This window comes from Cellulomonas sp. McL0606 (assembly GCF_058248365.1).
Map to the genome: position 1 here is coordinate 1,362,499 of NZ_CM177779.1, position 24,646 is coordinate 1,387,144.

General features: G+C 72.7%; 21 protein-coding genes, 2 tRNA genes and 3 pseudogenes. 12 read left to right on the forward strand and 14 right to left on the reverse strand.

The annotated features are described in order from the left end of the window. The first annotated feature begins 43 nt into the window (after window positions 1-43). Window positions 44-119 (forward strand) — tRNA-His (locus AC38ZX_RS06930). A gap of 147 nt (window positions 120-266) precedes the next feature. Here AC38ZX_RS06930 and AC38ZX_RS06935 read toward each other — a convergent pair. The 5 genes from AC38ZX_RS06935 to AC38ZX_RS06955 all read right to left on the reverse strand — a co-directional run bounded on the left by AC38ZX_RS06935 (window position 267) and on the right by AC38ZX_RS06955 (window position 3,663). Next, window positions 267-1,301, reverse strand: a complete 1,035-nt coding sequence (locus AC38ZX_RS06935) for an FUSC family protein (protein WP_491296810.1) — start codon at window positions 1,299-1,301, stop codon at window positions 267-269. A 107-nt stretch (window positions 1,302-1,408) separates the two neighbouring features. After that, entirely contained in the window at window positions 1,409-2,341 is a 933-nt protein-coding gene (locus AC38ZX_RS06940; RefSeq protein ID WP_491296811.1) for a hypothetical protein, read from the reverse strand. A 14-nt stretch (window positions 2,342-2,355) separates the two neighbouring features. After that, on the reverse strand, window positions 2,356-2,949 hold the full coding sequence (orn, locus tag AC38ZX_RS06945) for an oligoribonuclease (RefSeq protein WP_426595889.1): 594 nt from the start codon (window positions 2,947-2,949) through the stop codon (window positions 2,356-2,358). Window positions 2,950-3,102: 153 nt separating this feature from the next. Continuing rightward, window positions 3,103-3,357 carry a hypothetical protein gene (locus AC38ZX_RS06950; protein ID WP_426595119.1) on the reverse strand — a complete coding sequence of 85 codons (255 nt, stop codon included), beginning with the start codon at window positions 3,355-3,357 and terminating at the stop codon, window positions 3,103-3,105. 114 nt (window positions 3,358-3,471) lie between these two features. After that, window positions 3,472-3,663, reverse strand: coding sequence for a hypothetical protein (locus tag AC38ZX_RS06955; RefSeq protein ID WP_426595120.1), 192 nt, complete (start codon window positions 3,661-3,663; stop codon window positions 3,472-3,474). Between the two features lie 191 nt (window positions 3,664-3,854). On the opposite strand from AC38ZX_RS06955, the gene AC38ZX_RS06960 reads away from it, so the two are divergent. Then, window positions 3,855-5,195, forward strand: a complete 1,341-nt coding sequence (locus AC38ZX_RS06960; RefSeq protein WP_491296813.1) for an APC family permease — start codon at window positions 3,855-3,857, stop codon at window positions 5,193-5,195. On the opposite strand, the gene AC38ZX_RS06965 is transcribed toward AC38ZX_RS06960, so the two are convergent. Beyond that, window positions 5,113-5,742 (reverse strand): LUD domain-containing protein, encoded by a 630-nt coding sequence (locus AC38ZX_RS06965; RefSeq protein WP_426595122.1) that lies wholly within the window; start codon window positions 5,740-5,742, stop codon window positions 5,113-5,115. The two genes, AC38ZX_RS06960 and AC38ZX_RS06965, sit on opposite strands and share 83 nt — an antisense overlap. A 93-nt stretch (window positions 5,743-5,835) precedes the next feature. On the opposite strand from AC38ZX_RS06965, the gene sigJ reads away from it, so the two are divergent. Together sigJ and AC38ZX_RS06975 are read left to right on the forward strand one after the other, a co-directional pair. After that, entirely contained in the window at window positions 5,836-6,681 is an 846-nt protein-coding gene (sigJ, locus tag AC38ZX_RS06970) for an RNA polymerase sigma factor SigJ (RefSeq protein ID WP_491296815.1), read from the forward strand. A 64-nt stretch (window positions 6,682-6,745) separates the two neighbouring features. Further along, window positions 6,746-7,180: a DUF6841 family protein gene (locus tag AC38ZX_RS06975; protein ID WP_426595890.1), complete on the forward strand. Its 435-nt coding sequence runs from the start codon at window positions 6,746-6,748 to the stop codon at window positions 7,178-7,180. On the opposite strand, the gene AC38ZX_RS06980 is transcribed toward AC38ZX_RS06975, so the two are convergent. Beyond that, window positions 7,142-7,215: transfer RNA gene (locus AC38ZX_RS06980), tRNA-Arg, on the reverse strand. The genes AC38ZX_RS06975 and AC38ZX_RS06980 overlap by 39 nt on opposite strands. Window positions 7,216-7,678: 463 nt before the next feature. Between AC38ZX_RS06980 and AC38ZX_RS06985 the strand changes: the two are divergent. Together AC38ZX_RS06985 and AC38ZX_RS06990 are read left to right on the forward strand one after the other, a co-directional pair. Then, a pseudogene (locus tag AC38ZX_RS06985) lies at window positions 7,679-9,268 on the forward strand (potassium transporter Kup); the annotation flags it as partial. A gap of 83 nt (window positions 9,269-9,351) precedes the next feature. Then, window positions 9,352-9,540 carry a KUP/HAK/KT family potassium transporter gene (locus AC38ZX_RS06990; RefSeq protein ID WP_491296817.1) on the forward strand — a complete coding sequence of 63 codons (189 nt, stop codon included), beginning with the start codon at window positions 9,352-9,354 and terminating at the stop codon, window positions 9,538-9,540. A 49-nt stretch (window positions 9,541-9,589) separates the two neighbouring features. Here AC38ZX_RS06990 and AC38ZX_RS06995 read toward each other — a convergent pair whose 3' ends face one another. Then, window positions 9,590-10,597 carry a hypothetical protein gene (locus AC38ZX_RS06995; protein ID WP_491296818.1) on the reverse strand — a complete coding sequence of 336 codons (1,008 nt, stop codon included), beginning with the start codon at window positions 10,595-10,597 and terminating at the stop codon, window positions 9,590-9,592. Beyond that, on the reverse strand, window positions 10,597-11,277 hold the full coding sequence (locus tag AC38ZX_RS07000; protein ID WP_491296819.1) for a cytochrome b N-terminal domain-containing protein: 681 nt from the start codon (window positions 11,275-11,277) through the stop codon (window positions 10,597-10,599). Before AC38ZX_RS07000 ends, AC38ZX_RS06995 begins: the two co-directional genes overlap by 1 nt. Window positions 11,278-11,903: 626 nt before the next feature. On the opposite strand from AC38ZX_RS07000, the gene AC38ZX_RS07005 reads away from it, so the two are divergent. The 4 genes and pseudogenes from AC38ZX_RS07005 to AC38ZX_RS07020 all read left to right on the forward strand — a co-directional run bounded on the left by AC38ZX_RS07005 (window position 11,904) and on the right by AC38ZX_RS07020 (window position 18,159). Further along, entirely contained in the window at window positions 11,904-13,628 is a 1,725-nt protein-coding gene (locus AC38ZX_RS07005; RefSeq protein WP_491296820.1) for a GTPase, read from the forward strand. Further along, complete coding sequence (locus AC38ZX_RS07010) at window positions 13,625-15,892, forward strand: single-stranded DNA-binding protein (protein WP_491296821.1); 2,268 nt, start codon at window positions 13,625-13,627, stop codon at window positions 15,890-15,892. The genes AC38ZX_RS07005 and AC38ZX_RS07010 overlap by 4 nt, the downstream gene beginning before the upstream one ends. A 37-nt stretch (window positions 15,893-15,929) precedes the next feature. Further along, entirely contained in the window at window positions 15,930-17,612 is a 1,683-nt protein-coding gene (ettA, locus tag AC38ZX_RS07015; protein ID WP_426595130.1) for an energy-dependent translational throttle protein EttA, read from the forward strand. Between the two features lie 68 nt (window positions 17,613-17,680). Further along, a pseudogene (locus tag AC38ZX_RS07020) lies at window positions 17,681-18,159 on the forward strand (acyl-CoA thioesterase). On the opposite strand, the pseudogene AC38ZX_RS07025 reads toward AC38ZX_RS07020, so the two are convergent. From AC38ZX_RS07025 to ptsP, 5 genes and pseudogenes are all read right to left on the reverse strand, one after another. Continuing rightward, window positions 18,156-19,723, reverse strand: a pseudogene (locus AC38ZX_RS07025) (SDR family oxidoreductase). The pseudogenes AC38ZX_RS07020 and AC38ZX_RS07025 overlap by 4 nt on opposite strands. A 56-nt stretch (window positions 19,724-19,779) precedes the next feature. Then, a complete protein-coding gene (locus AC38ZX_RS07030; protein WP_491296822.1) occupies window positions 19,780-20,757 on the reverse strand; it encodes a DNA topoisomerase IB in 978 nt (325 codons plus the stop codon). A gap of 37 nt (window positions 20,758-20,794) precedes the next feature. Continuing rightward, window positions 20,795-21,652 (reverse strand): acyl-CoA thioesterase, encoded by an 858-nt coding sequence (locus AC38ZX_RS07035; protein ID WP_426595134.1) that lies wholly within the window; start codon window positions 21,650-21,652, stop codon window positions 20,795-20,797. Continuing rightward, the gene (locus tag AC38ZX_RS07040) at window positions 21,652-22,035 is read right to left on the reverse strand and encodes a globin (RefSeq protein ID WP_426595135.1); all 384 of its coding nucleotides are present in this window, start codon (window positions 22,033-22,035) and stop codon (window positions 21,652-21,654) included. Before AC38ZX_RS07040 ends, AC38ZX_RS07035 begins: the two co-directional genes overlap by 1 nt. A 22-nt stretch (window positions 22,036-22,057) precedes the next feature. After that, window positions 22,058-23,674, reverse strand: coding sequence for a phosphoenolpyruvate--protein phosphotransferase (gene ptsP, locus AC38ZX_RS07045; protein WP_426595891.1), 1,617 nt, complete (start codon window positions 23,672-23,674; stop codon window positions 22,058-22,060). 257 nt (window positions 23,675-23,931) lie between these two features. Here ptsP and AC38ZX_RS07050 point away from each other — a divergent pair, with 257 nt between their 5' ends. Further along, window positions 23,932-24,162: a PTS sugar transporter subunit IIB gene (locus AC38ZX_RS07050; protein ID WP_491296823.1), complete on the forward strand. Its 231-nt coding sequence runs from the start codon at window positions 23,932-23,934 to the stop codon at window positions 24,160-24,162. A gap of 22 nt (window positions 24,163-24,184) precedes the next feature. Continuing rightward, window positions 24,185-24,646 carry a PTS sugar transporter subunit IIA gene (locus AC38ZX_RS07055; protein ID WP_426595136.1) on the forward strand — a complete coding sequence of 154 codons (462 nt, stop codon included), beginning with the start codon at window positions 24,185-24,187 and terminating at the stop codon, window positions 24,644-24,646.

Consider the following 24,646-nt stretch of genomic DNA (forward strand, 5'->3'; position numbering starts at 1 on the left):
GGTACACTTCTGGACGCCCCGGCGTACGCGTCGGGGGATCGTGGTGGCTATAGCTCAGGTGGTAGAGCACCTGGTTGTGGTCCAGGGGGTCGCGGGTTCAAGTCCCGTTAGCCACCCCATCGCGTCGGGCGTCGACCATCTCGTGGTCGGCGCCCGTCGCCGTTCTCCGGCTGGTGCCCAGGCAGAGGGTCGCCACCGGAGCACCTAGCCGGCCGGACAGGGTGGCGGCGTCGTCGAGGAACAGGGCCACCCACGCCAGGTGCAGCTCACGCCGGGCGACCGGGTCGGCCCGCGGCCCGCGGGTCTGGCCCAGCAGCGTCACCACCGTCGCCTGCGTGTCCGCCGGCAGCGGGTCCGGCACGGGCGCCCCCTGGGACTCCAGGGCGGTCGCGATGCCGTGGAACCAGCTTCTGCGTGCCGGCGGACCGGCCCAGCAGGAGGTCGGCGATGTCTCCGTCGCGGCCGGTCACCGGGAACCGGGGACGCGTGAGCTGCTCGATCGCCTCGGCCGAGAGCCGCAGCCGCCCGACGCCGTTGATCACGGCGGTCACCGTCTCGAGGCCCTCGGGCCGGACCCCGCGCTCGGCCAGGTACTGCCGCAGCGCGCTGTCGAGCCGCGCGGAGGAGGCTTGCGCCGAGTGTCCGTCGGCGGGATCTCCGAGCGGTTCGAGCACGGTCGCGTGCACGGTGTGGTGCAGCAGGTCGGCGGACGAGCGGTAGGCGTCCGCGAGCGCTCGCCGGACGCGGGCGGCCGCACCGCCGGGCCACAGCAGCAGTCCGACGACGAGAGACGCGGCACACCCGATCGCGACGTCCTGCACGCGGACCAGGCCGACCTTCCAGCCGACCGGCACGAGGATGTTGAAGAGCACGACGACGGTCACGGTGAACGCGGCCTGCCCGGCGGCGAAGGACACGGTGTTGGGCGCGAACGCGGCGACGAGGACCGCGATCGGCAGGATGATCCACAGGGCGACCGGCCCGGTCGGCGCGATCGCGACGAGCACGCCGCCGACCGCGAACCCGGCCACGGTGCCGAGCAGCGCACGCAGCACGGTCGAGGTGGTCGCCAGGGCGGAGGTGCGCAGCACGGACATCGCTCCGAGGACCACCCAGAAGCCGTGCTGCACGTGGCTGAGCTGCGCCGCGAGCACCGCCACCGCCAGGCCGACGCCCGTGCGCAGGCTGTTCTGCAGCCAGACCGAGTCGAGGTGGAACTGCTGCGCAGCGATCCGGCCGGCCGCGGCTACGGGACCCACGGCGAGCGGACCAGCACCGCGTCCGAGCATCCGCATCAGCATCGGACGGGCGTCGGCGGCGGCCGACGCGGCGGCGGTCCGCCCGACCAGGTCCGTGGTGTAGACCCACGCGTGCGCGCGCTGGGTGTGGTGGTCCAGCTGGTCCGGCGTCAGCGGGATGCCCGGGAGAGCTCGTCGGCAGCGTCCACCGCCGCCCGCCGGTGCTCCGCGAGGTCGGTCAGCGCCTCGTCGAGCCGGCTGCGCGCCGCGGCGTCGGTTCGCGGGCCGAGGACCTCGCCCGAGGCCTGGAGCACCCGCGCGCACGACGCGACCACCGCGCGGGTCCATGGTGGCCAGCCGGCGACGGCCGCGGGGTCGGAGACGCGGACCAGCTGGTGCAGCCACTCGAGCTCGTCGGCGAGCCGCAGCAGCAGCCTGCTGCCGGTGGTCAGCGTCACCGGGCGGTACGTGGTCGCCCGCAGGGCGCGGCGCAGGTCGGCGAACGCGGCGGCCACGGCGGTCTCGTCGACACGCGGCCCGCCGACCAACGAGCCGAGCCGGCGCCCGAGCCCCGAGGCGACGGCCGTGGACCCCTCGCGCAACCGGTCGTGCTCCTGCGGTGGCCACAGGAGCAGGGCGGCCGGGATGCACAGCGCCGCCGCGACGGCCCAGCCGACGAGCCGCGGTGGGATGCCTGCGGCGTCGCCGGGGACCGTGATCGGCAGGACGTAGAGCAGGAGCAGCGCGCGGCTGGCGGAGGCGATCGCGGCGGAGGTGGCCCCGGCGAACACGACGAGCGTGCCCACCACCAGCATCGACACCGTCGCCAGCCACACCGACCCGGATGCCAGGGTGGCGACGCAGATCAGCGCCGCTCCGACGACGAACAGCGAGCAGTACGACACGAGACGCTGGGACCGGTTGCCCGGGAAGTCCGCGAAGAGCAGCAGCGCGAACGTGCCGAACACGCCGAAGGTGGTGACCTCGGTGTCGCCGATCAGGACGTCGGTGATGGTCAGGACGACCATCGTGAGCAGGGCGACGCGGATCGCTCGGTGCAGGGCGTAGCCCTCGGGGTCGTGCCGGTGCAACCAGTCGCGCAACAGACCCCCTCAGCTCACCCCTCGGGGAGCAGCGTGCCCTTCACGGACGTCGCGACGACCTCCGCGGCGATCTTCTTGGCGGCGGCCGAGTCCGGCCCCGGCTGGGCGGGCAGCAGCGCCGACCGGTAGTACCGCAGCTCGTCGATGCTCTCGAGGATGTCGGCGAGCGCGCGGTGGCCGCCGTTCTTGCGGGGCGAGGCGAAGTAGACGCGCGGGTACCAGCGTCGGGCGAGCTCCTTGATCGAGGAGACGTCGATGACGCGGTAGTGCAGGTAGCCGACCAGCTCGGTCATGTCGCGGTCGAGGAAGGTCTTGTCGGTGCCCACCGAGTTGCCCGCCAGCGGCGCCTTGCCCGGCTCGGGCACCCACTCGCGGATGTAGGCGAGCACGCGCTCCTGGGCGTCCGCGAGCGTCGTGCCGCCCGCGAGCTCGTCGAGCAGGCCGGACGTCGTGTGCATCGCGCGGACGAAGTCGTTCATCTGCTCGAGCGCCTCGGCGGGCGGCGCGATGATGACGTCCACACCCTCGCCGAGCACCCGCAGCTCCGAGTCGGTGACCACGGCGGCCACCTCGACCAGCGCGTCGGCGCCCAGGTCCAGGCCGGTCATCTCGCAGTCGATCCAGACGATGCGGTCGGCACTCTCGTGTCCGGTGGGGGCGGCTGCAGGCGTCGTCGGGCTGGTCACGCTGGCCAGCCTAGGGCTCGGGGCGTCGTCGCGCGTCAGAGAATCGCAGGTCGTGGCCTCGTGCGCGCCCGGCTGTCACCGGTCGCGGTGCTCGCGGCCCGGCACCGTGGCGGCCAGCCAGGCCGCCGCGGGCACGATCACCGCGATGGCGAGGCCCGTCCAGGCGGCCGCGCTCCACGACGTGCCCGCCCACCGCAGGACGAGCAGGATGCCGACGCCGGCGGCCAGCCCGAGCAGGATGCGCTCGCCCCAGACGACGATCCGGTGCACCGGTGTCGCCGGCTCGGGTGCGGCGACCGGGTCCGGGTCGGGGGACGCGTGCCGACCCATCAGCGGGGACCTCGGGGCGTCGCGACGGGCATGGCGTCATGGTGGCACGACCCGTCGTGCGGCACAGGAAACGGCGCGGACCTGGTGGTCCGCGCCGCTCCGGCGTCATGGGGTTCAGCGTGCCCCGACCGCACCCGCGAACGACGCGGGAGCGGCGACGACGCGCCGTGGACTGGGAGGTCGCCGCGTCATCTCGGACGGTGCTCTGGCGGCGCGGGCGGCCTCGACGACGCGCTCCTGGTGGGAGCGGGCCAGGCGCTGACCGTACTCGTGACGGTGCAGCTCGAACGTGCTGAGGGGATGCACAGGAGTCTCCTTCGGGCATGGCTCGGCCAGGGCGGTTGCCCGGGTCGATGTGGTGGTGTGGGACTACTCGACCACGCCCGTGTGTTCTCGGTCACGGTCTTTTTCCGACGATGCGTCGTTGGCGGGATCTCGACGCACGACGACTGTCCGCCAGGTGTCGGTCGTCGCCGACGAGCGCGATGCTCGGGGGCGTGACGACGACCCTGCGCCCCGCCGAGGCCCCGCCGACCGGTCGGATCGGGCTGCTGCTCGGCTCCTCGCTCTACGTCTCGGCGGTCCTCGGGACCGGCATCCTGCTGCTCCCGACGCTCGCCGCGCGGGTGGCCGGGCCGGCGTCGCTGCTGGCCGTCGTCGGGGTCCTTGCCATGTCCGTCCCGCTGGCCGCGACGTTCGCCGCGCTCGCCACCCGGCACCCGGACTCCGGTGGGGTCGCCACCTACGTCCGGCTGGCGCTCGGACCGACCGCCGCCCGCGCCTGCGGCTACTGGTTCTTCTTCGGCGTGTGCGTCGGCTGCCCGGTGGTGGCCCTGGTGGGCGCGCAGTACGTCGTCGCGATGCTCGGCGGGTCGCAGCCGGAGGTCTACGTGGTCGGTGCGCTGTTCCTGCTGCCGCCGCTGCTCACCAACGCGGTCGGGCTCCGGCTGGCCGGGCCCGTCCAGCTCGTGCTCACCGGCTCGCTCGTCGTGCTCGTCGTCCTGGTCGTGGTCGCGGCGCTGCCGTCGTCGGACCCCGCAGCGCTCACGCCGTTCCTCACGCACGGGTGGTCCGGGGTCGGCGCGGCGGCGAGCCTGTTCGTCTGGGCGTTCGCCGGCTGGGAGGCCGTCACGCACCTGGCCGGGGAGTTCCGCGACCCGCGACGCACCATCCCGCGCGCCACGGCCGTCGCCCTGGTCGTCGTCGGGCTGGCGTACCTGGCCCTGCAGTACGTCGCGGTGACGGCCCTGCCGGACTCGACCTCACCGGTCCCGCTCATGGACCTCGTCGAGACGGGTCTGCCCGGCGCCGGCCGGATCGCCGTGGCGGTCGTCGCGGGGATCGTGACGCTCGGCGTGCTCGGTGCCTACGTCGGCGCGTTCGCCAAGCTCGGCGCGTCGCTCGGCCGCGACGGCGACCTGCCCGCGTGGGTCTCCCGCGGCGCGCAGCCGGGCGGGGTCCCGCGCCGGGCCCTGGTCGTGGTGGCCGTCCTCGCGTCCGCCTACTTCGGGATCGTCGTGGCCACCGGCGGCGACCTCGAGCCGTTCGTCCTGGTGCACACGAGCTGCATGGTCGCGGTCTACCTCCTCGGCGCGGCCGCGGCGGTCCGGCTGCTCGAGCGGGGGAGCCCGGGCTGGTGGTCGGGTGTGGTCGCCTGCGGCCTGGCCCTCGTCCTCGCCGCGCTCGCGGGGTGGCACCTCGTGGTGCCCGTGGCGCTGGCCCTCGTCGCGGTCGGCGTCGGCCTCGCGCGCAGGGTCAGAAGCCGATCGCCTCGCGCAGCAGCAGGACCGTCCCGCGGCCCGGGATCCATTCCGCGTTCAGGATCAGCAGCCGGTTGACCGCGCTGGGCTGCCCGTACGCGTGCTGCGCTCGGGCGCTCTCGAGCGGCAGCGCGTGCTCCTCGACGCGACGCAGAGCGGTCGCCAGGTCCGGCACCACCTTCTGCGCACCGACCACCCAGATCGCCTGGGCGGCACCGCCCGCATAGGCGGGCAGCTGGCTCCCGCTCGCCGAGGCGATGACGAGCGCGCCGGTCTCGGTCACTGCGGCGACGCTCCCCACCGCGACGTCCGGACTGGCGAGCAGGCGACGGATCGCGTCGGCCTCCGTCCTGCGGTCCATGGCGAGCACGACCGGTCGGACCGCCGCGTACAGCCCGCCGGCATTCAGGTCCGCCTCGATGCCGGACAGGCGCAGGGTCTCGCTGGCACCGGTGAAGACCGTCGCGCCCCGCGGGACCAGCTCGGCGACGCGCGCCCGGGCGGCGGACGCGTCGTCGATGATCTCGACGGTGAACCCGTGTGCGGACAGAGCCGCGGCCGTGCGCTCCAGGCGGTCCGGTGATGCCGGCGCGGTGAACGACAGGTCGGTGGTGGTGCTGGTCATGATGGCTCCTGAGGGTTGGCGTCAGGAGTTCGACAACCCAGGCCACCAGAATGTGAGGCCTGACGTTTCGGTGCGCTGCGGTGTCGGAGGGGTATGAACATCCTGCGTGAACGCCGGCAGCTGCTCAACGTGTCCTACCGGCTGCTCGGCTCGCTGGCCGACTCCGAGGACGTGGTCCAGGAGGCGTACGCCCGCTGGTTCGCCCTGTCCACGGCGGACCAGGCCGCGATCGTGTCGCCCGGCGCCTGGCTCACCACGGTGACCAGCCGCCTCTGCCTGAACCTGCTGGGCTCGGCGCGCGTCCGGCGCGAGACCTACGTCGGCGAGTGGATCCCGGAGCCGCTCCCCGACGTCCCCGGGGACGACCCGGCCGACCGCGTCACGCTCGACGAGTCGGTCGGCATGGCGTTCCTGGTGGTCCTCGAGTCGATGACGCCCGCCGAGCGCGTCGCGTTCATCCTGCACGACGTCTTCGGCTACTCGTTCGACGAGATCGCGCAGATCGTCGGCCGATCCTCGGCGGCCTCCCGGCAGCTGGCGTCGTCGGCCCGCCGACGCCTGCGTGCGGCGCCGGCCGGCCCGCCTGCCGCGCAGGCGACGCTCGTCCGCGAGTTCAAGCAGGCGTGGGACGCGCGCGACGTCGCCGCGCTCATCGGCCTGCTCGACCCGTCCGCGATCTTCGTCGCCGACGGCGGCGGCCGAGCGCCGACCGTCGTGGAGCCGATCCTGGGCGGCGAGAACATCGCGCGCGCCCAGGTGGAGATCGCCCGCGTCGCACCGGGTGTGGAGCTGGTCGAGCGCATGGTCAACGGCCAGCCCGGCCTGATCGCGCAGGTCGACGGCGTGACCGTGACGGTGTTCGCGTTCCGGGTCGCGGGGGATCGCATCACCAACATCTGGGCCGTCCGCAACCCCGACAAGCTCCGCCCGTGGACGTGAGACCGCGGCCCCCTGCCGGTGGCGGCGCCCTAGGTCGCAGCGCGCGGCGATAGCATCCGACGGCATGGACGATGTGGCCCGGTGGTTCGATGCCTACCTCGACGACTTCGCGGCATGCGGCCGGGGCGAGAGCGAGACCGCGTCGTTGCTCACTCACTACGGCGTCCCGTTGCTCCTGACCGTCGACGACGAGTTCGTCGCGCTGACCAGCGACGAGCAGGTCGTCGCGGCCCTGCAGCCGCAGATCGACGGGATGCGGGCGGCCGGCTACGACCGGACCGAGATCCTCGAGTCCGAGGTCGTCGTCCTGAACGGCGCGTCCGCGCTCTACCGGGGGACGTTCTCTCGTCAACGGAACGACGGCAGCGAGATCGGCCGGCTGACCGCGACCTACCTGGTGACTGACGGACCGGCGGGCCGCCGGATCTCCGTGCTGGCCGTCCACAGCCCTGTGCAGCGGCGCCCCCGGCAGGACTCGAACCTGCAACCTACGGATTAGAAGGCCGTTGCTCTATCCATTGAGGCTACGGGGGCGGGACTTGCGGGGTACCAACCGAACTTCCCGGGGGAAAAGGTTCGGGGGAACCCCGGCCGACAGGGTATCGCCCTGCGGCCCGGTCGAATGGTGTGCTTCGCGCCCATGATGCGGGCTCCGCACGCAACCGTGCTTCGAGCGCCACCCCGACCCTGTCGACCAGCCCTGAGCGGACCGCCACCACATCTCGACGTCCCGCTCCGGCAGACCCGCGGCCGTGGTCGGTGAGCTCGCCGACCGTGGGGTCCCCGGCGGGCTACCGCGACCGGAGTGCGTCGATGTCGGCGTGCTGATGGTCTCGCTGGCCCGACCTGTTCCCCGGCCGTGCCGGGGGCGTGTCACGATGCCCCGGTGACGAGCAGCCAGGTGCCGAGCGGCGCGGAGCGACGGGCGGCCTCCGCGGAGGCGGCGGCGCGCATGAGCGTCAGGGAGGGCCCCGGGGCGAGGCACGGCACGCGGTCCATGTTGGCGCTGGGCGCCCTGGGGATCGTGTTCGGGGACATCGGCACCAGCCCGCTGTACTCGCTGCAGACGGTCTTCAGCATCGACCACAACGACATCCTTCCGACGTCTGTCGACGTCTACGGCGTGATCTCGATGGTGTTCTGGTCCATCGCGGTCATCGTGTCGGTGAACTACGTGGCGCTGGTCATGCGGGCCGACAACGACGGCGAGGGCGGCATCCTCGCGCTGGTCGCGCTGCTGTTCGAGAAGCTCAAGGACCGGCGGCGGCTCGCGGTCGCGATGGTGTTGGGCATGCTCGGTGCGGCGCTGTTCTACGGCGACAGCGTGATCACGCCGGCGATCTCGGTGATGTCGTCGATCGAGGGCGTCGTCGTCGTCGACCCGTCGTTGGCGCGGTTCGTGCTGCCTGCCGCCGTAGCGGTCCTGACGCTGCTGTTCGTCGTCCAGCGACGCGGCACCGAGGCGGTCGGACGGGCGTTCGGACCGGTGATGGCGCTGTGGTTCGTCGTCCTGGCGGTCCTGGGCGTGCCGCACATCGCCGAGCACCCGGCGATCCTGCGCGCTCTGTCGCCCACCTACGCCGTCGCGTTCGTGGTCGAGCACCCGTTCACGTCGTTCATCGCCATGGGCGCGGTCGTGCTGACGATCACCGGCGCGGAGGCGCTCTACGCCGACATGGGTCACTTCGGGGTGACGCCGATCCGGACGGTGTGGTTCGCCGTCGTGTTCCCGGCCCTGACTCTGAACTACCTCGGGCAGGGGGCGATGATCCTGGACGACCCCCGCACGATCGACAACCCCTTCTTCCACCTCGCGCCCGTCTGGGCGACGCTTCCGCTCGTCGCGCTGGCGACGCTGGCGACGGTCATCGCCTCTCAGGCCGTCATCTCCGGGGCGTACTCGGTGTCCCGGCAGGCCGTCCGTCTCGGTCTGTTCCCGAGGCTGGCGGTGCGCCAGACCTCACGCCACGAGGGCGGGCAGATCTACGTGTCGGCCGTCAACTGGATCCTGTTCTTCGGCGTCCTCGTGCTCATCGCCGTGTTCCGCAGCTCCAGCCGGCTTGCCACCGCCTACGGCCTGGCCGTCACCGGCACGCTCCTGCTCACCAGCCTGCTCTTCCTCCTGCTCGCCAAGCGGGTGTGGCACTGGGCGATGTGGAAGATCGTCGCGTACGGCGTCGTCGTCGTCGGCCTGGAGGTCGTCTTCTTCGCGGCCAACCTCACCAAGATCGTCAGCGGTGGCTGGCTGCCGCTGCTCATCGCGGCGATCGTCGTGACCATCATGACGACCTGGCGCGCCGGTTCGGAGCGCCTCGTCGCCCGGCGCAACGAGCTCGAGGGGCCGCTCGACGAGTTCATCGCGATGATCGAGCGCAATCGCATACCGCGAGTGCCCGGGCTGGCCGTGTTCCCCCACGCGAACAAGCTGACGACTCCGTTGGCGCTGCGCTCGCACGTCGCGTTCAACCGCGTGCTGCACGAGCATGTCGTCATCGTGCAGATCATCAACGAGAACGTCCCGCACATCAGGCACGTCGACCGTGTCTCCGTCGACGACCTCGGCTTCGACAACGACGGCATCGTGCACATCTGCGTACGCGTCGGCTTCAACGACAGCCAGGACATCCCGCGCGGGCTGGCGCTGGCGGCCACCCAGAGCCCCGAGAGCTCATGCTGGACGTCGACGACGCGCACTACTTCCTGTCCCTCCTCGACGTGCACGCAGCCGGCAAGTCCCATCGGCGGAACTGGCGCCCACGGCTGTTCGTCTGGCTGGCGCGCAACGCCGCGAGCCGCACGGAGGTCTTCCACCTTCCGCCGGAGCGAACCGTGATCATGGGCGCGAACGTCGACCTGTAGGTCGTCCGCGTCCTCGGGTCCAGATCCGTGACCCGTGAGGTCTCGGAACCTACGGCTCCGTCGGCTTCGTGGCCGCTGGCCGCCCCCGTGCGTAGTAGTCCCGCCAGATGAGCCTGTGCAGCGGGATCCATCGGGGGATCGACCGCACGCCTGGGATGAACGGGAGCAGGATCAGGACCAGCATCATCACGGCGATGATGGCGAAGATGTAGATGTCTGCGTTCGCCGTCAGAGTGGCGGCCGGCCCGGTCGTCGCGTCGCTGTTGAAGGTCGAGAGCTGGTACCAGAACGAGAACGGCTGGAGCCATTCCTGCCCCGGGAAGGAACCGGTCTCGTTCATCATGCCCCACTCGTTTCCCTGCAGATGGGCCGCAGTGGCCGCGTCGTCCAGGTATCCGCCGTCACCGAGGAAGAGGATCTGCTTGGTGTTGTCGGTGCTGTAGAACTGCCCCGGCGCCGGCAGGATCCCGTCGAGCGCACCCGATCCGGCCATCGCGACGAGCCCGGCGGCCATCGTCGGAACCGGCCCGTAGTCGCCATCGGGCACCTGGGAGGCGTCGCCGTCCGCCCCAGCCGGGTCGTTCAGCGCGGTGTCGTACGCGGTTGCCCACGCGACCTGCTGGTCGGGAGTCGCTGACGTCCACGTGCTCAGTGCGTCTGCGACGTCCGCCGGTTGCTGCTGGGTCTCCAGCGGCTTCACCACGAAGTCGTTCGGCGGATCGACCGGCTGGTGCACGCCGGCCCATCTCTGCGGCTTCAGCGGACCCAGAGCCACCCCGTCGCCGCCCTGGTTGTACGGCGGGCCGTAGGTGGCGGAGTCGGACGTGCCGGCGAGCTCGGCGACCGTGACCGCGTAGAGGTCGGCGGGTGCCGACGTCGCCCAGTTCTGGAGCGTGAGCGGTGGGTCGTCGGGGGAGCTGAAGATCGCTGCGAGCGCGACGACGAGGACGGCGACGACGCTGAGCGCGATCGTGCCCTCCTTGAGGATGTCGTAGCGCCGGACCGGGCCCGACCAGTGCTCGCGCTCGAGCCGCTGCTGGCGTGTCGGGGCGGACATCAGAGCACCTCCGCGGGCCCGGTCGGTGAGTGCTCCGCCCCGCCTGCGGCCTCGAGCTCGGCGGCGTCGATCGGCGGGACGACGCCGTGCATCCGGACGAGCACGACGTGGACGACGACCAGCACAGCCAGGATCGCCGGCAGCAGGAAGACGTGCATCAGGAGGTTCTGACCGAGGTTGGCGACGTTGAACCACGCGCCGATCCCGACGGCGTTGAGGCCGTCCTTGGCCTCGAACGCGATCCATTGCGAGTCGAAGTTCGTCTGGACCACGTATCCGGTCAGCGCCGCACCGATCGAGAGCACCAGCGCGAGCATCCCGGTGATCCACGTCGTCGCCCGGTTGCCCCTCCAGGCCGCCATCCAGAACTTCCCGAGCAGGTGGACCACCATGAAGAGGAAGAACAGCTGGACGGACCAGAAGTGCAGGCTGTTGACGAACAGCCCGGTGCTGGACACGTGGTACCAGGACGGCCCCTGGAACGCCAGGACCGTCCCGGAGGCGACGATCGTGACCAGGGCCGCGAGGGTCAGCACCCCGAACACGTAGATCCACGACGCGACGTAGGCCGGCTGAGTCTCGGGGAGCAGCTTCTCGTAGGGGAGGTCGCGTTCGAGGGTGTTGCGCAGCCTGCCGATCCAGCTGGCCGCCGGCTCCTCCTGGACGGGCTCGCTGCTCATTTGCCCGATCCCGACTTGTGGCGGTCCGGGGGAACGGGAGCGCGATCGCGAGGATGAACAACACCACCGCCACCGCGATGACGATGGCATTGGGGACGGATATCGAGAAGAAACCCCAGGGGAGGTACGTTGCCGAGGCTGGGGTCCAGGCGAAGGATGTGCATGATGACGTCTTCCCTCGGGGGAGTGCATGGGTCGTGAACGACCCAGCCGCCAAGGGGATGGTGAAGTGCGCTCGGTGTCTGAGGTCGCGTACTCGTCAGCCCCTCTGTCGAGGGACTCCTTCACCCGTCACAAAGGGGGCGGCTCCGACGGACTCCGTACCAGCAAAGATACTGCTGCCGGTGCCCGGAAGATCCGCGATCCCGCACCTCATCTGATCGCTCCGGATCCACGACGCCAGCGTTTCGGGTCCGGTACGCGAGGACCTGCGCCGTGATCCACATGACCTTGGTGCGGACGCTCTCAGCTGCCTCCGTGTCCATCGGAGGGGAGAGGGACTGCGCATCTCATCGCCTGATCGTCGGCGTGCACGTGGTGGGCCGCGTGACACCGCCGGGTGAACCGCCCGGATCCGGAACCGCGTGGCGTTTTGCCAGGTCAGATCGCACCGGGACAATGGTCGCGTGAGCGCGCAGCCCGGCACGGCTCCAGTGCAGCCCGCGCAGTACGGGCAGCCGCTGGTCGGCTCGTCGCGCCACGTCGCGGACGACCCGCGCGACATCCTCGCCCGGCCGCTCGCGCAGACGTCGTTGCTGGACGCGGTCAAGGACCTGCGGCGCGACGTCGAGAAGACCGGGTTCCCGCTGGAGATCCCGGGGATCCAGGAGGCTCGCGCGTCGCGGGACCGGCTGGTCGACCAGCTCGGCGAGCACCTCGTCCCGCGGCTCACCGAGCTCTCGGCACCCGCGGTCGTCGTGGTGTCGGGGTCGACCGGGGCGGGCAAGTCGACGATCGTGAACTCGCTGGTGGGGGCCGAGGTCAGCACGGCGGGCGTGCTGCGGCCGACGACGCGGCGCCCTGTCCTGGTGCACCACCCGCTCGACACCGAGCTGCTGTCGCACCACCCGGTGCTCGAGTCGGTGACCGTCGTCGCCGACGAGCACATGGTCCGCGGGATCGCGCTCCTGGACGCCCCCGACCTCGACTCGGTGCTCGAGTCCAACCGCGAGTCGGCGCACCGGCTGCTCGAGGCGGCGGACCTGTGGCTGTTCGTGACGACCGCCGCCCGGTACGGGGACGCGCTGCCGTGGCGGGTGCTGCAGGGCGCCGTCGAGCGGGGCGCCTCCGTCGCGATGGTGCTCAACCGGGTCCCGCCGAACTCGCTGCCGACCGTCCGCGGTGACCTGCTGGGGCGCCTGCGCGAGAACGGGTTGCAGGGCTCTCCGCTCTTCGTCGTGCCCGACCTCGGGCCGCACGAGGGGCTGCTGCCCGCGTCGTCCGTCGCGCCGATCCAGCGTTGGCTCGCCATGCTCGCCGGGCCGGACAAGGCCCGCACGGTCATCGGGCGCACGTTGCGCGGGTCGCTCGCCGCGCTGCGGCCGTGGGTCGACGAGCTCGCCGAGGCGGTGCAGGGGCAGGCCGACGCGGCAGCGGCGATCGGCGCTGTGCTGGACGACGCGGTCGCGGTCTGCGTCGGGCAGGGCGCCGACGGGATCGCCGCGGGGGCGGTGGCCGACGGCGCGGTGCGTGCGCGGTGGTCGGAGCTGACCGCCGCCCGAGGTCCGCTGGACCGCGTGGTCGCCGCCAAGGGCCGCGTCCGCGGCTCGGCGCGCGACGGGCGGTCGAGGTCGGCGCGGATCGCGCCCCTGGTCGACGACCTCGCACACTCGGCGACGGCCACCCTGACCGCGGCCGGCGCGCAGGCCGAGCGGTCGCTGCGTGCGGCGCTCGTCGCTCCCGACGGCCCCGCTGGCGGCCCCTCGGTCGAGGCGTCCTGGGCGACTGGGAGCAGTCGCCGGTCGGCCGCCGACCAGGCCGCCCGCGCGTGGACCGCGCAGGGTGTGCGGGTCGTCCGGGCCGCGCTGTCGGTCACGCCCTCGTCCGACGCCTCCCGGCGGGCGCGTCGTCGCCGCAAGGCCGAGCGAGCGCTCGGGGACGACGGGCTCGCTGCGATCGCGCTCGCCGCGGCCGCGGGCGTCGAGGAGGCGCGCGACCTGCTCGTGACACTGATCGACGAGTCGGGCGGGCAGGCCGCGGACGATCTGCGGGCCGACCTCGTCGCGCGCGTGGGCGCCCAGGTCGCGCTCGAGCGCTCGGCCGTCGGGGAGGTCCTTGCCGACCCCGACCTCGCCGACGACGCCGCGTCGCGCCTGCGGCTGCGGCTCGCCGTCCTCAAGGGACTGACGTGACCACAGACGAGACCACGCTCCTCGCCGGGCGCGTCGACGCCCTCGACCGCGCGCTCGCCGTCGCCGACGGACGGATCGCGCCCAAGGTGGCCGCGCGCGTCTCGTCGACGATCGACGGCGTCCGTGCCCGGCTCGCGCTGGGCGTCGACCACACCGTCGTCGCCCTGGTCGGCGGGACGGGCTCCGGCAAGTCGAGCCTGTTCAACGCGATCAGCGGTCTGCAGTTCGCCGATGTCGGGGTGCGTCGTCCGACGACGTCGGAGATCACGGCATGCGTCTGGGGCAACGGCGCGGACGCGCTGCTGGACTGGCTCGGCGTCGTCCCGGAGCGGCGGATCGCGCGCGAGAGCCTGCTCGACGGGGAGTCGGAGGCGTCTCTGCGGGGGCTCGTGCTCCTCGACCTGCCCGACCACGACTCGATCGCGCCCGAGCACCGCAAGGTGGTCGACCGGTTGGTACCGCAGGCCGACCTGCTGACGTGGGTGGTCGACCCGCAGAAGTACGCCGACGACGCGCTGCACAGCGGCTACCTGCGCCAGCTGGTGGGCCACGAGTCGTCGATGGTCGTCGTGCTCAACCAGATCGACACCGTCTCGCCCGCCGTGCGCGCCTCGCTCGTCTCGGACCTCGAGCGGCTGCTCGTCGACGACGGCCTCACCGGCGTCCCGGTGACGTCGGCGTCCGCGACCACCGGCGAGGGGGTGCGGGGGCTGCGCACCGCGCTGGCCGGCGTCGTCGCCTCGCAGTCCCTGGCCGCCCGGCACGCGGGTGCCGAGCTGAACGACGCCGTGACGGCCCTGGACAAGCACGTCGCCGCACGCGAGCCGGCCGCACCCTCGTTGGCGGAGACCGTCGACACGCTCGCACGCTCGGTCGGACTGTCCGCGGTGGCCGGGTCGGTCGCGACCGCGGTCCGCGGCGGGACCTCGGCGACGCAAGGCTTCGGAGCCGTGCAGGAGGACGGTGTCGCGCTGGCCCGCAGCCTGTGGCTCGAGGGCGCCACGCAGGGGCTTCCCCAGCGGTGGGCGCGGGACGTCGGCTCGCGGATCGCCTCGACCACCGAGCTGCGGATCGCGGTCGGCGACGCGATCTCCGGGCTGAGCCTCGCCGTGAGGCGTTCCGCGGCCGCCGTCGGGCTGCTGGTCGTGGCCGTCGTCCTGGCCGCCGCCGCCCTGGTGCTCGCGTCGGTCGCGGGCGGGTCGGCGCTCGGAAATGGGCAGTCGAACACCTGGACGCCCGTCGTCGCCGGTGTCGCTCTCGTGGGCGCGGTCGCGGCCTTCGTCGGCAGCCGGGCGGCGCGGTCGAACGCCGCCCGGAGACGCTCGGAACGCGTGCTGCGCGACGGGCGCGCCGCATTGGAGAGCGTCGCCAGGGCGCGGCTGGCGGTACCGACGGATCAGGTGCTCGCCGAGCACCGCACGGTCCGTGAGCTTCGTCGCGTCCGCGCGCGGCTGAGCCGCCCCCAGCCCCCGATCCGCGCGGCGGGCCGCACCGATCCGGGTTCCGGGCCCTACGGCTCTCCCGACGAGCCGAGGCTGGCCGCACGAGCCCCGCACCCGCCGGGGCGCACGGCACTGGAGGCATCGATGAGCACGCAGTCCCTGGACCTGACCGTCGTCGGCTGGATCGGCACGGAGGTGCGCAACTTCCACGAGAACGACGGGGGCACCCCGTTCAGCACGTTCCGGCTGGGCAGCACCCGCCGCTGGTTCGACAAGCAGACCGGCGCCTGGAAGGACGGCCAGACGGAGTGGTTCAACGTCAAGGTGTGGCGCACCACCGCCGTCAACGTGGCGCGGTCGCTGCGCAAGGGGGACCCGGTGATCGTGCAGGGCCGGCTGTCCACCGAGGAGTGGATCTCGGAGCAGGGCCCGCGCACGTCGCTCGTCCTCGAGGCGGCCTCGCTGGGCCACGACCTCGCGTTCGGCAGCAGCCACTTCGCGCGGACGATGAGCACGGCGGCCGGTGCGGACCGCGTCGCCGGCACCGTGGGCGCGGACGGCTCCGCCACGGAGCCGGCCGACGTCAGCGGTCTTCAGGGCTGGCCGACGAGGAGAGCGCCCAGTTCCTGGTCCCGGCCGAGCACGTGGGGGAGGACCTGGCCGACGACGAGGCCGCTCCCGCACTGGTCGGCGTGCTCTGATCGCCTAGGCTGGGGCACCGGCAACCCGACGACGCAGGTCGGAACCGCGCGGGTACTGCTCACGGGCAGCGCGCGGCCGATCGCGTCGCGGGTGCCGGGTCAAGAGTGCCCCCTCGCGTGAGGGCACCTCCACGAGCACCGAGGCGGACGAAGAGCCAGTGGCTGAGTTCATCTACTCCATGTACAAGACGCGCAAGGCGCACGGCGACAAGGTCATCCTCGACGACGTCACCCTGAACTTCCTTCCCGGCGCCAAGATCGGCGTCGTCGGACCGAACGGCGCGGGCAAGTCGACGATCCTCAAGATCATGGCCGGCCTCGACCAGCCGTCCAACGGCGAGGCCCGGCTCAGCCCCGGCTACACGGTCGGCATCCTCCAGCAGGAGCCGCCGCTGAACGAGGCCAAGACGGTCCTGGGCAACGTCGAGGAGGGCGTCGCCGAGATCAAGGGCAAGCTCGACCGGTACAACGAGATCTCCGTCCTGATGGGCGAGCCCGACGCCGACTTCGACGCCCTGCTGGCCGAGATGGGCGTGCTGCAGGAGGCCATCGACGCGGCCGACGCCTGGGACCTCGACGCCCAGCTCGACCAGGCGATGGACGCGCTGCGCTGCCCGCCCCCGGATGCGGACGTCACGGTGCTGTCCGGTGGTGAGCGCCGCCGCGTGGCCCTGTGCAAGCTCCTCCTGGAGAAGCCCGACCTGCTCCTGCTCGACGAGCCCACCAACCACCTCGACGCGGAGAGCGTGCTCTGGCTGGAGGCGCACCTGAAGGACTACCCCGGCGCCATCCTCGCGGTCACCCACGACCGGTACTTCCTGGACCACGTCGCGGAATGGATCTGCGAGGTCGACCGAGGCCGCCTGTACCCCTACGAGGGCAACTACTCCACGTACCTGGAGAAGAAGGGCGAACGTCTGGCCATCCAGGGCAAGAAGGACCTCAAGCTCGCCAAGCGCCTCAAGGAGGAGCTGGAGTGGGTCCGGTCCAACGCCAAGGGCCGCCAGACCAAGTCGAAGTCGCGCCTCGCGCGCTACGAGGAGATGGCTGCCGAGGCGGACCGCACCAGGAAGCTGGACTTCGAGGAGATCCAGATCCCGCCGGGCCCGCGTCTGGGTGCCATCGTCCTCGAGGCCAACAGCCTGCAGAAGGGCTTCGACGGGCGCATGCTCATCGACGGCCTGAGCTTCACGCTGCCGCGCAACGGCATCGTCGGCGTGATCGGGCCGAACGGCGTCGGCAAGACCACGCTGTTCAAGACGATCGTCGGGCTCGAGCCGCTCGACGCCGGTGACCTCAAGGTCGGCGAGACGGTCAACATCTCCTACGTCGACCAGTCGCGCGGCGGCATCGACCCGAAGAAGACCCTGTTCGAGGTGGTCTCCGACGGGCTCGACTTCCTCAAGGTCGGCAACGTCGAGATGCCCTCGCGTGCCTACGTCGCCGCGTTCGGGTTCAAGGGCCCCGACCAGCAGAAGCCCGCCGGTGTGCTCTCGGGTGGCGAGCGCAACCGCCTCAACCTCGCGCTCACGCTCAAGCAGGGCGGCAACCTCCTCCTGCTCGACGAGCCCACCAACGACCTCGACGTCGAGACGCTCGGGTCTCTGGAGAACGCGCTGCTCGAGTTCCCCGGCTGCGCGGTCGTGGTCTCCCACGACAGGTGGTTCCTCGACCGGGTCGCGACGCACATCCTGGCCTACGAGGGCACGGAGGAGAACCCGGCGAGCTGGTACTGGTTCGAGGGCAACTTCGCCTCCTACGAGGAGAACAAGATCGAGCGGCTGGGCGCCGACGCGGCCCGCCCGCACCGCGTCACGTACCGCAAGCTTCGTCGCGACTGAGCACGGCGTGCGCACGAGCCCGTCCGACCGCACGTGTCGGGCGGGCTCGCGCTCGTAGGATCGTCTGCATGGCGCGTCTCGAGGTTCCCGTCCTGCTCCGCTGGTCCGACCTCGACGCCTACCAGCACGTGAACAACGCCTCCATGCTCACCCTGCTGGAGGAGGCGCGGATCACGGCGTTCTGGCGGGCACCGGCCGGCGACGCGACGCCCTGGCCCACCGCCGTGCTGGACGCCGGCCCGACCGCGCAGATGTCCACGCTCGTGGCCCGGCAGGAGATCGAGTACCTGCGGCCGCTGCTTACCGCCGCACCCCGGTGATCGTCGAGATGTGGCTGGGCCACCTGGGCGGCGCGAGCCTCGACGTCTGCTACGAGATGCGCGACCCGCTGATCGACGGTGAGCAGCCGGTGGTCTACGCGCGTGCGGCGACGACGGTCGTCCTGGTGAGCACCGCGACGGGTGCGCCGGTGCGGATCGGACCCGCTGAACGGGCTGCGTGGGAGCCGTACGTCGAGGAGCCGGTGGCGATCCGGCGGCGTCGCTAGGACCGGATGCGTGCTCGCTCCGCAGCGTTCGCTGCGCGCGCGATGTTGCGTTGCATCCCGCCGAACACGATGCCGTGGAACGGGTAGACGGACCACCAGTAGAGCTGCCCGAGCAGGCCTCTGGGATGGAACAGCGCACGCTGGGAGAACACCGTCGGGGACTCGTCCTCCACCCGCAGCTCCAGCCACGCCAGCCCGGGGACCCGCATCTCGGCGCGCAGGCGCAGCAGCCGGCCCTCGTCGATCGCCTCGACCCGCCAGAAGTCGACCGCGTCGTCGACGAGCAGGTTCATCGGGTCGCGACGCCCCCGCCGCAGTCCGGGCCCGCCGACCAGCCGGTCCGCGAGGCCACGGACCCGCCAGGCGAGGCCCCACGAGTACCAGCCGCGCTCGCCCCCGACGGCCTCCAGAACCCGCCACAGCGCGGCCGGCGACGCGTCGACGGTGATCCGGCGTTCGTCGACGTACAGGGAGCCGCCGGCCCAGTCGGGGTCGCTCGGCAGCGGGTCGCTCGGCGCGCCGGGCACGGCCGCCGACGACCACCGGGTCGCGACGGCGGCGTCCTGCACGCGTCGCAGCGCCAGCCGGACGGCCCGGTCGAAGCCGATCAACCCGTCGACCGGGTCGGGGACGAGAGCGGCGATGTCGTGCTCGTCGCAGATCACCTCGTGCACGAGCGACTCGACCAGCGGCCGCGCGAGCCCGGACGGCACGGGCGTCACCAGCGACACCCAGAGGCTCGAGAGCCTGGGGCTGAGGACCTTCACCCCGACGATGAGCCGCGGCCGCAGCCCGGCCGCGGCGGCGTAGCCCTGCATCATCTGGCGGTAGGTCAGCACGTCCGGGCCGCCGATGTCGAAACCCCGGCTGACGTCCGCGGGCATCGCCGCCGAGCCGACCAGGTAGCGCAGCACGTCGCGGATCGCGATGGGCTGGATCCGGTTGGCCACCCACCGCGGGACCGTCATGGCGGGCAACCGCTCGGTCAGGTAGCGCATCATCTCGAACGACGCCGAGCCGGACCCGAGGATGACGGCGGCCCGCAGCACGGTCGTGGGCACCCCGGAGGCGAGCAGGATCTCGCCCACCTCGGTGCGCGAGGCGAGATGGGGGAGAGGTCCTCGCCCTGCGGGTAGAGACCCCCGAGGTAGACGACCCGGCGGAGGCCGGCCTCGCGGGCGGCCTGCGCGAAGGTCAGGGCGGTCCGGCGGTCGGTCGACTCGAAGCTGCGGCCCGAACCGAGCGAGTGGATCAGGTAGTACGCGACCTCGGTCCCGGCCAGCGCCGCGCGGATCTGGTCGAGGTCCGACGCGTCCGCCCGGGCGAGCTCGACCTGGTCGTACCAGGGGCGTCCGCGCAGCCGGTCGGGGTTGCGCGCGACGGCGCGCACCCGGTAGCCGGCCGCGAGCAGCTCGGGGACGAGTCGCCCGCCCACGTAGCCGGTCACTCCGGTGACGGCCACGAGCGGTGCGTCGGGCCGGGGCCGACCGTCGCGGCCGAGGCCCGGGACCAGGCCGCCGAGCGTGTCGGCGACCGGGGCGGGCAGCAGGTCGTCCGGGGTCATCAACGCAGTCTGCGGTCGGCGGGAGCACACCGCACGCGGGATGGCTGAGGGGGCGCTCAGGCGAGCAGCGCCAGCGTCTCGCGCTCCGCGGCGGCCTGCGACCGGGTGGGCGGGATCGAGCGACCGTGGTCCCACAGGTCGATGACGCGCGGGTCGATGTACGAGGCGCGGCACACGGCGGGTGTGTTGCCCAGCTCGTCGGCGACGTCGCGGACGACCGCGGTGACCACCGTGCGACGCGCTCGCTCCGACGCCGGGGGCGGCCCGGCCGCGGCGAGCCCACGCGCGGCGAGCACGGTCGCGTGCCAGGTCCGGAAGTCCTTCGGGGTCGCGTCCGGCCCGAGCAGCTCCTTGACGTAGGCGCCCACGTCCGCGCTCGTGACGTCGTGCCAGGCGTCCGCCTCGCGCCACGCCAACAGCTCCTCGCCGTCGTCCGAGCGTCGCTTGAGCGACCGGATGACGGTCGCGACGTCCTCGTCGTCGACGACGGTGTCCCGCAGCTGGCCGGACTTGGCCGGGAAGTGCAGGTGGATGCGGTCGTCGGCGTGCACGGTGACGTGCGACCGGAGCAGGGTCGCCAGCCCGTACGACCCGTGCCGCACCGCATAGCCCTCGCCGCCCACCCGCAGGTACGCCAGGTCGAGCAGCCGGAACGCGAGCGCGAGCACCTTCTCCCGCGGCATCCCATCGAGGCGCAGGTCGTGGCGAACGCGTCGACGGGCGGCGGGGAGCCGGGCCGCGATCTCCAGCACGCGATCGTGCTTCAGCCGGTCGCGACGGACGCGCCACTGCTGGTGGTAGAGGTACTGCCGCCGCTCGGCGTCGTCGAGACCGGCCGCCTGGATGTGCCCGTGCGGCCACGGGCTGATCCACACCTCCCGCCACGCGGGCGGGATGGCGAGCGCACGGATCCGGTCCAGCGACTCCGCGTCCGTGATCCGGCCGCGTGCGAGGTCCAGGTAGAGGAAGCCGCGGCCGGCACGACGCCGCGACCAGCCGGGGGCGTCGATGCGGACGCGGCGCAGGCGGACCATCCGGGAAGTGTCGCCCGACAGAGCGGACCCCGCGCGTTCAGTCGGGGAAGCGGACCATGCCCTCCTGCGCCACGGACGCCACGAGGGTGCCGTCGCGCTGGAACACGCGGGCGGCCCCGAGCCCCCGCCCGCCCTGCGCGCTCGGCGACGACTGCACGTACAACAGCCAGTCGTCGACCCGTACGTCCCGGTGCCACCACATCGCATGGTCGAGGGACGCGATCGACAGCCCGCGCGTCACCCACGACTTCCCGGACCGGCGCAGGATCGGTTCGAGCATCACCTGGTCGCACGCGTACGCGAGCAGGGCCCGGTGCAGCAGCTGGTCGTCGGGCAGCGGGCCGCGCGAGCGGAACCACACCGACTGCTGCCCGCTGACGTCGGCGGCGGGGCCGAGATAGAGCTGCCCGTCGACGTGCCGCACGTCGAAGGCGGCCTCCTGCGTCCAGAACTTCGCCACGGGATGGTCGATCCCGCCGAGCACGTCGAGCGCGGACGGCACGTCCTCCGGGGGCGGGACGTCGGTCGGCATGGGGTCGGCGTAGTCGATGCCGCCCTGCGCCTCCTGGAAGGACGTGATCATCGACAGGATGGCGGTGCCACCTTGCAGCGCGTGCGTCCGACGGGCCGTGAAGGACCGTCCGTCGCGCAGACGCTCGACGTCGTACGTGATCGGCTCGGTCACGTCGCCGGCGCGCAGGAAGTAGCCGTGCAACGAGTGGGGCAGCCGGCCCTCCGGAACGGTCGCGCCGGCCGCGAGCAGCGCCTGCGCGAGCACCTGACCGCCGAACACGCGCCCGCTCGGCTGGGGCAGCGAGGACCCGACGAAGAGGTCCGGGTCGGTCTGCTGGAGCCGCAGGATGTCGAGGACGGGCCTCATCGGGTCGGTCGTCATCAGTCCTCGAAGGTGTTGAGCATCGAGTGCGCGGCACGCTCGAGGTAGTCCCAGAGCTCGGCCTTGTGCAGGGGTGCGAGATCGAGGGAGTCCACGGCGGCGCGCATGTGCAGGAGCCAGCGGTCACGGGCGTCCGGGTTCACCTTGAACGGCGCGTGCCGCATCCGCAGGCGGGGGTGCCCGCGCTGGTCGGAGTAGGTGGTCGGACCACCCCAGTACTGCTCGAGGAACATGGTCAGCCGCTCGCGTGCGGGTCCCAGGTCCTCCTCGGGGTACATCGGCCGCAGCACGGGGTCGGCGGCCACGCCTCGGTAGAACTCGTCGACCAGCCGGACGAACGTGTCGTGCCCGCCCACCGCGGCATAGAAGGAGTCGGGTCTCACGGCGACCATCCTCACACGCTGCTCAGAGGCCCAGGTCCTCCAGGACGGGCAGCGCCGCCCGCACGATCGAGCGTGCGTCGGCGGCGCTGGAGGCGGCGAGCGCGAGCTGCGCGAGCCGTCGGCACTCGTCGAACGACGTGGCGGCGAGCAGGGCGGCGACGTCGGGCAGCGCGCGTGGCGTCATCGACAGGGACGACACCCCGAGCCCGACGAGCACGACGGCGAGCGCAGGGCTGGCCGCGGCCTCACCGCAGACGCCGACCGGCCGGCCCTGCTGCGCGCCGCCGGCGCACGCCGCGGCGACGAGGTGCAGGACCGCGGGCTGCCACGGGTCCGACAGCTCGGCGACCGCGCCCAGCAGCCGGTCGGCGGCCATCGTGTACTGCGTGAGGTCGTTGGTGCCGATGCTCGCGAAGGCCGCGTGCGCCAGGATCGGGCCGGACAGCAGGGCGGCAGACGGCACCTCGATCATCACGCCGGCCACGTCGAGCCCGTGCTTGGCGCACGAGGCGACGAACTGCTCGGCCTCGTCGACGGTGGACACCATCGGCGCCATGACCCAGACGTCGGCGTGCTCCTCGTCCGCGGCCCGGGCGATCGCGGTGAGCTGGTCCTGGAGCACCTCGGGGTGCCGGACCGCCGTGCGCAGGCCCCGCACGCCGAGCGCGGGGTTGACCTCGGGCTCGTCGGTGAGGAACGGCAGCGGCTTGTCGGCGCCCGCGTCGAGGGTGCGGATCACCACCTTGCGACCGGGGAACGCCGCCAGCACGCGGCGGTAGGCGACCACCTGCTCGTCGATCGTCGGCGCCTCCTGGCGGCCGAGGAACCCGAACTCGGTGCGGAACAGGCCGACGCCCTCGGCGCCCGCGGCCGCGGCGGGTTCGGCGTCGGACGGGTCGCCGACGTTGGCCAGCAGCGCGACGGCGTGCCCGTCGGAGGTCCGGCCGTGCCCGTCGAACGTGCGGGCCTGGTCGCCGAGCGCCCGCGCGGCGCGGACCTGCTCCTCGGTGGGGTCGACCGTCACGGTCCCGGCGGAGCCGTCGACGAGCACGAGCCCCTCGGCGTGCACCACGGCCTCGGCACCGCGGGCGGCGACGACCGTCGGGATGCCGCGGGCGCGGGCCAGGATCGCGGTGTGCGAGGTGGGTCCGCCGGTGCCCGTGACGATCGCGAGCACACGAGCCGTGTCGAGGGTCGCGACGATCGCCGGAGCGAGGTCGGCCGCGACCAGCACGAACGGTTCCTCGTGCGCCGGCACGCCGGGAGCGGGGCGGCCGGTCAGGTGCGCGACGAGCCGGTCGCGGACGTCGGCGATGTCCTGGGTCCGCTCCGCGAAGTAGCCGCCGAGCGCCTCGAACTGCTCGGCGACCGCCTCGGCGGCCTCCCAGACCGCGCGCTCGGGCACCAGCCGGTCGGCGATCACCCGCTGCTCGGCGTCCTCGACCAGGCTGGGGTCGGCCGCGATGGCCGCCGTCGCGCGCAGCAGGTCCGCGCTGTCGCCCTCGGCCAGGTCGGCGGCGGCGTCGAGCGCGGCTCGGACGACCTCGGAGGCCCGACCGATGCGCGTGGCCTCGGCGGCGTAGTCGGTCCCCGGCGGGAGGCGACGGCCGGACGGCGGTTCGGCGACCGGGTCGGGCATGAGCACCGCCGGCGCGACCACGCGCCCAGGACTCACCCCGATACCGGTGATGACCGTGGGGTGTTCGGCATGCACGGCACTCACCGGCGTGACCTCCTCGTCGTCCTGTCGCAGTGTGGGCCTTTGACGACCCTGAACGCCACTCGGCCGCGCCGTCCAGGGTCTTTCGGCCGTGGCCGACCGTGCGCAGCGTTAGTCTTGGCGTCGCGCGCGTCCGCAACCGCGAACCACGAACGCGCCCGCGAGCGAGGAGTTCCATGAGCAAGGCAGAGCAGATCCTCGCAGCGCTGGGTGGGGACTCGAACGTCGTGGACCTCGAGCCCTGCATCACCCGCCTGCGCGTGGAGGTGACCGACGCCCACCTGGTCGACGAGGCCGCCCTCAAGGCCAGCGGAGCGTTCGGCGTCGTGCGCTCGGGTCACATCGTGCAGGTGATCGTCGGCCCGGAGGCCGACAACCTCGCCGCCGAGCTCGACTCCCTGCGCTGACGCCGGTCGCGACGTCCCGACCGTGGCCACCCTGCGCCTCGTCAGCCCCCTGACGGGCGTCGTGCTTCCCGTCACCGCCGTCCCCGACCCGGTGTTCGCCGAGGGGATGGTCGGTCCCGGTCTCGCCATCGAGCCGCTGCGCACCCAGACCCAGACCGTCGTCGCCCCCGCGGACGGCGTGATCGGCGCGCTGCACCCGCACGCGTTCGCGCTCGAGCTGAGCGAGGGGCGCACGATCCTCGTCCACCTCGGCATCGACACCGTCGGCCTCGCCGGCGCCGGCTTCACGCTGCACGTCGAGGGCGGTCAGACGGTGCGCGCCGGCGACCACCTGATCACGTGGTCGCCCGTGGACGTGCACGCAGCCGAGCTCGCGACCATCTGCCCGGTCGTCGCGCTCCAGGCCGACCCCGCTGCGCTGACCGTCCTGGTGCCCGAGGGCACGAGCGTGCGCGCGGGCGACCCGCTGCTCGACTGGGCCTGA

Excerpts from the sequence above, each read along its gene's own strand:
- AC38ZX_RS06935 (WP_491296810.1), bottom strand. The coding sequence starts at position 1,301 with ATGCTGATGCGGATGCTCGGACGCGGTGCTGGTCCGCTCGCCGTGGGT.
- orn (WP_426595889.1), bottom strand. The coding sequence starts at position 2,949 with ATGACCGGCCTGGACCTGGGCGCCGACGCGCTGGTCGAGGTGGCCGCC.
- AC38ZX_RS06950 (WP_426595119.1), bottom strand. The coding sequence starts at position 3,357 with ATGGGTCGGCACGCGTCCCCCGACCCGGACCCGGTCGCCGCACCCGAG.
- AC38ZX_RS06965 (WP_426595122.1), bottom strand. The coding sequence starts at position 5,742 with ATGACCAGCACCACCACCGACCTGTCGTTCACCGCGCCGGCATCACCG.
- sigJ (WP_491296815.1), top strand. The coding sequence starts at position 5,836 with ATGAACATCCTGCGTGAACGCCGGCAGCTGCTCAACGTGTCCTACCGG.
- AC38ZX_RS06975 (WP_426595890.1), top strand. The coding sequence starts at position 6,746 with ATGGACGATGTGGCCCGGTGGTTCGATGCCTACCTCGACGACTTCGCG.
- AC38ZX_RS06990 (WP_491296817.1), top strand. The coding sequence starts at position 9,352 with ATGCTGGACGTCGACGACGCGCACTACTTCCTGTCCCTCCTCGACGTG.
- AC38ZX_RS06995 (WP_491296818.1), bottom strand. The coding sequence starts at position 10,597 with ATGTCCGCCCCGACACGCCAGCAGCGGCTCGAGCGCGAGCACTGGTCG.
- AC38ZX_RS07000 (WP_491296819.1), bottom strand. The coding sequence starts at position 11,277 with ATGAGCAGCGAGCCCGTCCAGGAGGAGCCGGCGGCCAGCTGGATCGGC.
- AC38ZX_RS07030 (WP_491296822.1), bottom strand. The coding sequence starts at position 20,757 with ATGGTCCGCCTGCGCCGCGTCCGCATCGACGCCCCCGGCTGGTCGCGG.
- AC38ZX_RS07035 (WP_426595134.1), bottom strand. The coding sequence starts at position 21,652 with ATGACGACCGACCCGATGAGGCCCGTCCTCGACATCCTGCGGCTCCAG.
- ptsP (WP_426595891.1), bottom strand. The coding sequence starts at position 23,674 with ATGCCCGACCCGGTCGCCGAACCGCCGTCCGGCCGTCGCCTCCCGCCG.
- AC38ZX_RS07050 (WP_491296823.1), top strand. The coding sequence starts at position 23,932 with ATGAGCAAGGCAGAGCAGATCCTCGCAGCGCTGGGTGGGGACTCGAAC.